Origin of the sequence: Actinoalloteichus spitiensis RMV-1378 (assembly GCF_000239155.1) — a bacterium.
In the GTDB taxonomy this organism is placed as follows: domain Bacteria; phylum Actinomycetota; class Actinomycetes; order Mycobacteriales; family Pseudonocardiaceae; genus Actinoalloteichus_B; species Actinoalloteichus_B spitiensis.
Window position 1 is genome coordinate 1 of the sequence record NZ_AGVX02000346.1, and the last position, 9,428, is coordinate 9,428.

The 9,428-nt window shown below is 72.4% G+C and carries 7 protein-coding genes; 2 read left to right on the top strand and 5 right to left on the bottom strand.

Annotated elements, in window-relative coordinates; translation table 11 throughout:
* The first annotated feature begins 477 nt into the window (after positions 1–477).
* Complete coding sequence (locus ACTIDRAF_RS0215620) at positions 478–936, top strand: hypothetical protein (RefSeq protein ID WP_016699666.1); 459 nt, start codon at positions 478–480, stop codon at positions 934–936.
* Between the two features lie 372 nt (positions 937–1,308).
* On the top strand, positions 1,309–2,226 hold the full coding sequence (locus tag ACTIDRAF_RS29135) for a septum formation family protein (protein WP_211215357.1): 918 nt from the start codon (positions 1,309–1,311) through the stop codon (positions 2,224–2,226).
* 254 nt (positions 2,227–2,480) lie between these two features.
* On the opposite strand, the gene ACTIDRAF_RS0215630 is transcribed toward ACTIDRAF_RS29135, so the two are convergent.
* From ACTIDRAF_RS0215630 to ACTIDRAF_RS29145, 5 genes are all read right to left on the bottom strand, one after another.
* Entirely contained in the window at positions 2,481–2,858 is a 378-nt protein-coding gene (locus ACTIDRAF_RS0215630; RefSeq protein ID WP_016699668.1) for a DoxX family protein, read from the bottom strand.
* Positions 2,859–2,933: 75 nt separating this feature from the next.
* Entirely contained in the window at positions 2,934–4,754 is a 1,821-nt protein-coding gene (locus ACTIDRAF_RS0215635; protein WP_016699669.1) for a phosphoenolpyruvate carboxykinase (GTP), read from the bottom strand.
* 1,160 nt (positions 4,755–5,914) lie between these two features.
* Positions 5,915–6,745: a DUF6802 family protein gene (locus ACTIDRAF_RS29140; protein WP_016699671.1), complete on the bottom strand. Its 831-nt coding sequence runs from the start codon at positions 6,743–6,745 to the stop codon at positions 5,915–5,917.
* A 223-nt stretch (positions 6,746–6,968) separates the two neighbouring features.
* The gene (locus ACTIDRAF_RS0215650; RefSeq protein ID WP_016699672.1) at positions 6,969–8,885 is read right to left on the bottom strand and encodes a dynamin family protein; all 1,917 of its coding nucleotides are present in this window, start codon (positions 8,883–8,885) and stop codon (positions 6,969–6,971) included.
* Positions 8,882–9,310 (bottom strand): nucleotide exchange factor GrpE, encoded by a 429-nt coding sequence (locus tag ACTIDRAF_RS29145; RefSeq protein ID WP_169533984.1) that lies wholly within the window; start codon positions 9,308–9,310, stop codon positions 8,882–8,884. Before ACTIDRAF_RS29145 ends, ACTIDRAF_RS0215650 begins: the two co-directional genes overlap by 4 nt.
* Positions 9,311–9,428: the final 118 nt, after the last annotated feature.

The following is a 9,428-nucleotide window of genomic DNA, read 5'->3' on the forward strand; positions in this document are numbered from 1 at the left end:
GGTGCGTGGCCACCGGCTCGACCAGCCGGTGGCCACCTCCGCGTGAGGCCGGGCGGAGGGGCCGGGCCCCGACCTGACGGTCCGCCCCATCACGGGGACCGTCAGGCGCACCTCCTCCTCGGCCCCAGCGGGACGCGCGGCGCCGTGCGGACGTCCGCCAGACGCGCGATCTCGGGTGCCGCCGGTTCTGGGACGGGCGCTTCGCCCCGAGCAGGTTCCCACACGGCCGACCGGTGCGGAGGTGACAGGGGAAGTCGCTACCCACCGCCATCTCGGCCTGCCAACGCGTGATCATCTCGCACCGCCGAGTGGAATCCCTGAAGTCGCCTCCGGGACCGGACGATACTGACCGTGATGTGGGGTTTCGCGTCGAGCGGTGTGGTCGAGTGAGACGGATTCCCGGGCGGGAGTTCCGGCAGTGCTCCTGCTCCCACCGGCTCCCGCGATCCCGATCCGTCCGCACCTCCGGGAGGCATCATGACCCAGCACATGCCCGTCGTGGCCAACGATCTGGTGCCTACCTCGGACTCCTCGAGATTCAACTGGTTCCACCACCTCAAGGGCCATGACGAGGAAACCGGCCCGGTGACCAGCATGGTCGAGATCGGCCCGAAGAGGCAGCTCGTCGTGTTGCGCCTGGCCTCGACCATGCTCGGCACCATCGGTTTCGAACGCGGTCAGGCCGAGCAGGCCGCCTCGGCGATCCGGGACAGGGTGCAGGCCGCGGTGACGGTGCTGCACCCGTACGCGGTCGTCGCCCGGCTGTACCTGGCGGCCGCCGTGTCCGGAGTCGTCCTGTGGCTGGACGGCGACCGCGTCCCCGACTGGCGAGTGCGCTTCGGTGGGGAGGCGGCGGACCGGCTGGCGGCGTTGTTGGAGGAGGGCGCCTCGATGTTGCGGTCCCCCGCCCAGGAGTTGGTGCTGCGGTCCTCCTGAACCGGCGTCGGGTCCCGTCGTGGCCCGCCCCGACCACCTGGTGGAACGAGCCGGGCGCGGCGGGACCACGCGCGGCCGTCCTCCGCCACTGCTGACCCCGTCACCGCGGCGGGTGCGCTGCCGTCCGGTCGGCGGAGTGCGTGCGCTGCTCGGTGGCCGAATGCTCGTCGGGGGTGTGGTCAGCGGCCGAGTCGCCTGCCAGGATGCGGAGATCCCGTCCCGGGCGGGGCGTGGAGCGCGTCCCCCTCATGGTGGCGTGTCCTCGCTGCCCTGTGCCGTTCCTCGCGCTCCGCCGCACGGGGTGCCCGTCGGGAGACGTGCCGGGGGGCGGACGATAACGTTCGGTCAACGGACAGGGAATGGGTGATGTGCGTGGCTGGGCACTCGGTGCTGCGACGGTTGTGGCTGCTCCCGGTTCTGGGCGTGGCGTTCTCCTCCTGTAGCGGTCCGGAGTCGGCGCCCCCCGACGCGGCGGGGGAGACCCGCCCGACGGCGGAGGCGACCGGCGGGTCCGAGGTCGCCGACGGTGCCACCGAGCCCGCCGTCCTGCCACCGGACGTCCGAGGCGGTGAGGACCTGCCCGAACCCGGGGCCTGCGTGGTCGTCGATCAGAGCAGTTTCGACTCCGTCGGCTGCTCGCGGCCCCACACCCTGGAGGTGGCGCAGGTCCTGGAAATCCCGGACGACTTGCCACGGCAGCGCCCCGACGACCAGCAGCTGCTGAGCCTGTCCCTCACCCAGTGCGCCGAGCCAGCCGCCGAGTACCTGGGCAGCACGGACATGGACGCCACCAGGCTGGCTCCGTGGACGGTCTGGCCCTCGAAGACCGGGTGGGCACGCGGTGAACGCTGGTTGGTCTGCGGTGTCACCGAGTTGGACGGCGCCGACCCGGTGGAGCGGACCGGGTCGCTGCGGGGAGCGCTCGTCGGCGAACCGTTCTACGAGTTCCAGATCTGCACCGAGGGCCCGCCCAGCGAGGAGTCCATCCGGATCGTCCCGTGCGACCAGCCGCACCGGGGTGAGGCGGTACCAGGCACGGTCCCGCTCGGCTCACCGTTGGACCAGCTGCCCGACTCGGCGGACATCGACGAGGTGGCCGGGCCGCACTGCGCGGTCGCCGTGGAGAACTACCTCGGTGTCAGCGAGCGGGCGGACGTGCGCACGGTTCGTCGCATCCCCACCGAACAGGGCTGGCAGGCCGGTCACAACTCGGCCGTCTGCTACGTGGAGACCGAGCAGCCGGTGACCGGCACCCTGCTGGGGATCGGGGATCGGCCGCTGCCCGTCTGAGCCGTCACCGGACCGGTGCTGGTCGACCGGACACCCCGTGGTCGGCCCCGGGGCGGGCACGGCACCGTGCCGGCCCCTTCCGACGGGTGCCGGGAACTCCTCCGGCAGCGGTGGTCGACCGGGGCCAGGGCCGGGCGCCCCGTACGTGAGGAGCGCGGGAGGTCCTGGTGCTGTGCACCGGGGAGCGCGGCGCGGTGGATCGGCTGGGCCGGTGCCGTGCGAACTCGCTGCGCGCGGTTTCACGTGAAACCAGTTCACCCCAGGGAGTAGGGGCCGAAACGGGCCACCGCGACGATGAGGGCCAGGACGAACAGGACCGCGTTGACCACGATGACGCGGCGCTCCCCCCGGCGGTGGTGGGTGATCCCGGCTCCGACCATCAACGCCGCGAGTCCCAGCGCGGCGAGCGGGACCAGTGTCGGGAGGACTCCGAACAGGGTGGGGAGCACGAGCGCGGCCCCGGCGAGGACCTCAAGGACGCCGATCGTCTTGAGTGACCGGTAGGAGTAGTCCTCGGCGTAGCCGAGGCCGCGTTCGACCAGCTGGGTCGGGGTGAGCAGCAGCTTCGAGATCCCCGAGGGGACGAAGGTGGCCGCCAGCACGATCTGGAGCAGCCAGATGACGAAGCTCATCACACCTCCCCGCTGGTCGTCGGCCTCGGCCCGCCGTCCTCAGTGTCGGACGCGCCCGCCGTCGCCGCAGCGCGGTCAGCCCAGCCGTTCCCGCAGCGCGGCCAGCTCGTCCCGCAGCGTGCCGGGCAGGGCGTCGCCGATCGTGTCGAACCACTCCTCGATGAGGGGCAGCTCGGCCCGCCACTCCTCCCGGTCGACGCGCAGCGCGGCCTCGACGTCCTCCCGGCCACCCGCCATTCCGGACAGGTCGAGTTCGGCGGCGGTCGGCACCCGTCCGATCGGGGTGTCGACGGCCGCCGCGACCCCGTCGAGGCGGTCCACGATCCACTTCAGCACGCGGGAGTTCTCGCCGAACCCGGGCCACAGGAAGCGGCCGTCCTCGCCACGGCGGAACCAGTTGACGTAGAAGATCCTGGGGAGCCGGGAGGCGTCGGCCTCCTTGCCGAGGTTGATCCAGTGCTGGAAGTAGTCGCCGGCGTTGTAGCCGATGAAGGGCAGCATCGCCATCGGGTCCCGCCGGACCTGCCCCACCTGCCCGGTGGCCGCGGCCGTCTTCTCGCTGGAGAGGGTGGCCCCCATGAAGACGCCGTGCTGCCAGTCGCGGGCCTCGGTGACCAGCGGGATCGTCGTGGCGCGTCGCCCGCCGAACAGGATCGCGGAGATGGGCACCCCCCGGGGGTCGTCCCACTCGGGTGCCAGGACGGGGCACTGGCTCATCGGCGTGCAGTACCGCGAGTTCGGGTGGGAGGAGGGCTCGCCCCGCTCCCCGCTCTCCGGCGTCCAGTCCTGGTGGCGCCAGGAGGTGAGGCGGCCGGGAGCACCGTCCATCCCCTCCCACCAGACGTCACCGTCCTCGGTCAGCGCGACGTTGGTGAAGATGGAGTTGCCGCGCTCCAACGTGCGCATCGCGTTGGGGTTGGTCTTCCAGTTCGTGCCCGGGGCGACGCCGAAGAACCCGGCCTCCGGGTTGACCGCGTAGAGCCTGCCGTCCTCGCCGAACCGCATCCACGCGATGTCGTCGCCGAGGGTCTCGACCCGCCAGCCGGGAATCGTGGGCTCCAGCATGGCGAGGTTGGTCTTGCCGCACGCTGACGGGAAGGCAGCCGCGACGTAGCGCACCTCGTCGGTGGGGGAGATCAGCTTGAGGATGAGCATGTGCTCGGCCAGCCACCCCTCGTCGCGGGCCATCGCCGAGGCGATCCGCAACGAGTAGCACTTCTTGCCCAGCAACGCGTTGCCCCCGTAGCCGGAGCCGAAACTCCAGATGGTGCGCTCCTCGGGGAAGTGCGAGATGTACTTGGTGTCGTTGCACGGCCAGGGGACGTCCGCCTCACCGTCGGCGAGCGGCCTGCCCACCGAGTGCAGGCACGGGACGAACTCACCGTCGTTCCCGAGGCGGGACAGCACCTCGGCCCCCATCCGGGTCATGATGTGCATCGACACCACGACGTACTCGGAGTCGGTGATCTCGACGCCGAACATGGGTCGTTCGGCGTCCAGCGGCCCCATGCAGAACGGGATGACGTACATCGTCCTGCCGCGCATGCACCCCCGGTACAGCTCCGTCATCGTCCGTTTCATCTCCGCCGGCGGCATCCAGTTGTTGGTGGCTCCGGCGTCGGCCTCGTCCCGGGAACAGATGAACGTGCGTTCCTCGACCCGGGCCACGTCGCTGGGGTCCGAGGCGCACCAGAACGAGTTGGGCTTGGCCTGGAGGGGCACGAAGGTGCCCGCCGCGACCAGGGCATCGGTGAGCCGCGTCCATTCCGCCTCGGACCCGTCACACCAGACGACCGTGTCCGGGGTGGTCAGGTCCGCGACCTCGCGAACCCAGGCGAGGAGACCTTCGTGGGTGGTGGGCGGCTGGTCGAGACCGGGTACGGCGAGTGCGGTCATGGTTCTCACGTCTCCTGACTGCCAGGTGCTGCCGGCGGTGGCTGTGCGCTGTCCACGGCTCGGTGGAACACGAAGACCCCCCAGAACGCGGAAATGCTTCGCGCCGCCCGATGGCGGCGGGCGGACCACGAATTGGGGGTTCCCGAAGGTTAGCGGCAGTAGGCCCCCGGTACTCAACGGAAAGTTGTCAGCTCTCTCACAGGACCGATAAGGGTATCGATTCAGCACACGATTGCTCGGCTCGGTTCTCGTTTGCCGGCAAGGAATTCGCGGCGGTTCGGGTCGGCGGGCGCGGTGCGCTCGCCGACCTCGGGCGCGGGTGCCGTTCCCCGGGCTTCCCCCGTTTGGGGGTATTCGACCCCTCGGGCGCCGGGTGAACACGTAATCCGCACAACCGGTTGACCAGTTCCGGTGGGGGAAGTCGAGCGCCTTCAGCTCAGGTGGGCTTCGTCCCTCCGGCGGGATACGTCTCGCCGTGCGGGTGTGGCCCCGGCCCCCCGGCGGGGCGGAATTCCCGGTGGCAATTCCGTTCCACCCGGCGCACGAGGGGTGTCACCCGGAACGGGTTTTTGTCCGGACCCGGATCCGAATGGTTTCCGGAAAGGGAGTTCGACCGGGTGCACGGCCAGTCGTGCGAACCTCCGCCTGAATTGGGAGGAAGTCCGCCGGTTGACCCCGTTCCCTTTCCGCCGGTCGCGGACCCGTCACTGTTCCGATCGGGCCGCCCACCGGACCGGGCGGGGTTCCCGCCGCCGCTCACCCGGAGGGCGGCCGGCTCACGCCCGGCAGTCGCCGGGGTGGCCGGAGGGGGAGGGTGAGCACGGCGCGCGGCCGGGGCTTCGGCCTGGTCCGGGGGCCCGGCGAACCGGGGCGGGGGTCCGCTCCGGCCCGGAGCAGGTTCGGTGCGGTGGTCCGAGGGCGGTCGAGCTGGTGGGCTACGGCTCGGCGCGGTTCGGGGACGGCCAGGTGGTAGCAGTGCTGTCCTGCCCGGCCTGGCGCCGTGGCTGGGGGTGCGGTGGGTCAGCGCTGGACCGCGTGCTCCGAGCCGTCCCACCACCGTTCCCGGGGCCTGACCGCTCCCGCGAACGTGTCTGCTCGGAGTCGTTCGTCCCGCCCGGTGGGGAGCCGCGGCGGGAGGGTGGCGGAACGCCCCGGTTCGGTCAGCCCCACCGCGCCTGGGCGACCTCGGACGACTCCCCGCTGGTGGCCTCCGCGTTCGGGGCTGGGTCTCCACCCAACGGAAGGGCGGCCCCGCCCACGGACGCGGTCACGTCGTACCGCGCGCGGCCGTCGGTCCCCTCATCGTCGCCCCAGGCCGCGTCGGTGTCGCCGGGCATCGCACCGTGGAAGTCGGCGTCGGGGACGTACTGGCCCTGGGTGTCCAGCCCGCCCTGCTCGACGATGATCCATTCCCCGTCGCCGGTGTGCTCGGCGAGGACCACCGTGCCGTCCGCGTGGAACTCGGCGATCAGGTCGGCGTCGCCGTCGCCGTCGACGTCGCTGACGACGAGCACGACGTCATCCTCGGTGACCACGACGGAGGTGTCGGCGACCCCGTCACCGTTCATGTCCTCCGTGGGTGCGCCGACGTCCATCGGGCCGCCCGGTGTGTGCACGAGGATCGAGTCGCCCGAGTAGCTGGCGTCGTCGAAGGGTTCTCCGGGGGGCAGCTCCCCGATGTCGAGGCGGGTGTTCCCGTCGAGGGTTTCCTCGGGGTCGGACGCCACCCAACCACCGGTCGCCTGGTCGTAGCCGGCGGTGCCGGTGACGTTGCCGTGTTCGTCGTACTCGACCAGCAGGTCCGCCTCACCGTCGCCGTCCGAGTCGGTGAACACCAGGTACCCGTCGTCGGTCTCCAACAGCACGCTGTCCCGCGTTCCGCTTCCGGAGAAGTCGTGGTTGGTCTCCCCGGTGTACTCCTGGCCGTCGACGACCACCCGCAGGTCCGTGCTGTCGCCGGTGGTGCCACCGGCCTCACCCTCGATGTACACCGCATCCCCCTCACCGGGTCGTTTCGGATCTCGACCGGCCGTCGGCGGCGGTGGGCCCCGAACGGTCCGGTCGGACGTCACCTTGGACTCACGGTAGGCAGTCCTGGTTCCCCCCGGCCCGGTGGCCCGGCCTGGTGGACGGGGGAGGTCGGCGCCCGAGCGGCCCGAGGAGGCCGTCCGGCTCCGGTGCCCGGTCGGCAGGACCGCCCGGGGCGCGAGGCGGTCAGCCCGAGGAGGCGCCGTGGCTGGTGGTCGTGCCGCTCGGCTGGCCGGGGCCACCGCGACCAGGTCCGAGCTCACGCATCCTGGCGAGCAGCTGTTCGACCTGTTCAGCCCCGGATCGCACCTCCGCCAGCGTCCGGCTCACCCGTTGCGTCTCCCTGGCGCGCTCGGCCGAACCCATCCGCAGCGCCTTGTCGACCTCCCGGAGTTCCTCCTCGATGCCGTTGATGCGGCGGCCGAGTACCTCGTCGAGCGCGGTCGAGAGCTGGATCTCCGCCTCGATGAGCTGCTCGGACACCACCTGGTCCAGGGTGGACCGGGCGTCGGCGAGGGCGTCGGACAGCCACTGCCGCATGTGCTGCTTGTCGGCGCCGTGGCGGCGGACCCGGCCGATCCACCAACCCGCGCCGAGGCCCAGCGCCACCACGGGAACGACGAGCGGCAGGGCCGCCAGACCGGCCGCCGCTCCGAAGGGCAGCATCGCCAGCTTGCTCGCACCGAGTCCCGCCGAGATGCCCATCGACCCGCCCATGAACACCAGGAGGCGGTCCTCCGCCGTCTGCTGGCGCCGCTCCGCCGGGCGCATCACGACGAAGGGCCGGGCGGACCGGGCCACCTGGTCGCGGATCACCGCGAGTTCGGCGGGCGAGAACAGCTCGGCGAGCGCCAGTTCCGCCACCCTGGCCAGCCGGTGGTCGAGCATCGCGCTGGTGCGCGCCGAGAGGAGTCGCAGCGCGGCGTCCACGTGCCCGGGCAGCGACGCCAGCTGTGCCCGGTCCGCGCCGTCGATCTGGCGGCGGAACCAGTACTGGACGTCGCGGACCTGGCGGGCGACCTCGTGACCGCACTCGACCCGCGCCCGGTTCAGTTCGCCCCGCAGCCGCAGCTGCCAGCCCCTGCTGGCCGAACGCCGTTCCGCCGACAACTCGTCCCGGCGTTCCCGGAGGGACCGGGCCTCCTCCTCGCCGGTGGTCAGGGCCCGTTCCTCGGCTTCGAGGCGGGCGGTGAGGGCCGCGAGGGAACTGGCGAGCGCCCGCATGGTGTTCGCCTCGCCGAGCATGTTGGTGCGTCCGGCCACGGTGGTGACGAGCGTGGTGGCGAGTTCGGCGATACCCGACCGCGTCCGCAGCATGTCGGCGGTCTCGGCCCGGGGGGCGGAGGCGGCGAGCTGCGCGAGCCGGGCGGACACCGGGTGGAAGTCGGCGTCCGCGAAGCGCGGCGCGTGCTCGGCGAGCAGGGCCCGGTCGGCGGCGAGCACCTCCCGCCAGCCCCGGTACTGGTCCGTTTTGGTCAGGGCGAACACCACGGTCTCCACCCGGTCGGAGACGGAGCGGAGGAAGGACAGCTCGCCGTGGGTCAGCGGGCTGGAGGCGTCCACCACGAACAGCAGGGCCGTCGCGGTGGCCGCCGCGTCCGCCGCCCGATCGCCGTGGATCGCGTCCAGCCCCCCCACGCCGGGTGTGTCGACCAGGTCGAGGTCGGTGAGCAGGGTCGCCGGCCCGTGGACCGCGATGTCACGGGGCGGCAGGGCTCCGGGCGGGGGCGTGCCACCGACGCACACCCAGTTCCGCAACTCGTTCAGCGGGATGTCCACCGGGGCGTCGTCGCCGTAGCGCGCCGAGGCCGCCCACGAGGAGCCCGTGGTGAACCGGAGGTAGGTGGCCGTGGCGACGTCGGCGTCGACCGGGGACAGGCCGTGCTGGTCGAGCAGCGCGTTCACCAGGGAACTCTTGCCCCGGTTGGTCTCCCCGACGACCACGACGGTGGGGCGGGGCGGTTTGGCCGCGCGCACCCGTTCGACCCACTCGGCGGCGTCGGCGTCGGCCGAACGCAGCAGCTCCACCAGTCGTTCCCGCGTCTGCCTGACCAGTTTGGGCAGGGCGGCGCCGGAGCCGGAGCGCGGCCGGTCGCCGGTCATCCCGGCTCCTTCCGCGTGTACACGGTGACGACGGGCACCCGCAGCGTGCGACCTCGGTCGGCGAAACCCACCACCTCCGTCTCGGCGACCGTACCGGCCAACGCCGGGTCCTCGGTGTCGGTGACGCCGCCGGCCTCGTGGCGGGCCGGGTCGAACCGGTCCCCGTCCGGGCGCAGCGAGGTGACCCCGACTGCCGCCAGGCCCTCCTCGATGCGCTCGGCGACGCCCGCGCTGCGCGCCCGGTCCAGGGCGTACAGGCAGAGCCTGATCAGGTCCTGTCGTTCACGCAGGACGCGCTCGTGGTCGGTGCTGTCCCCGGTGGTCGCCGCGCGCGCGGCCGTGTCGAGCGAATGAAGGCCCACGTCGCGGTAGGACGTGCCGCCGGTCCGGGCGGTTCCGGGTGTCCCGGCCCCGGAGCGGGGCATCGGCGTGGCGGTTGCCGCCGGGGGCAGGTTCTCCTCGGGCGCACCGGGTGGGTCCGGGACCTCGGGGGTGGCGCCGTGGGGGGCGGGCTGGTCGGGGTCGACCGAGGGGACCGCCTCG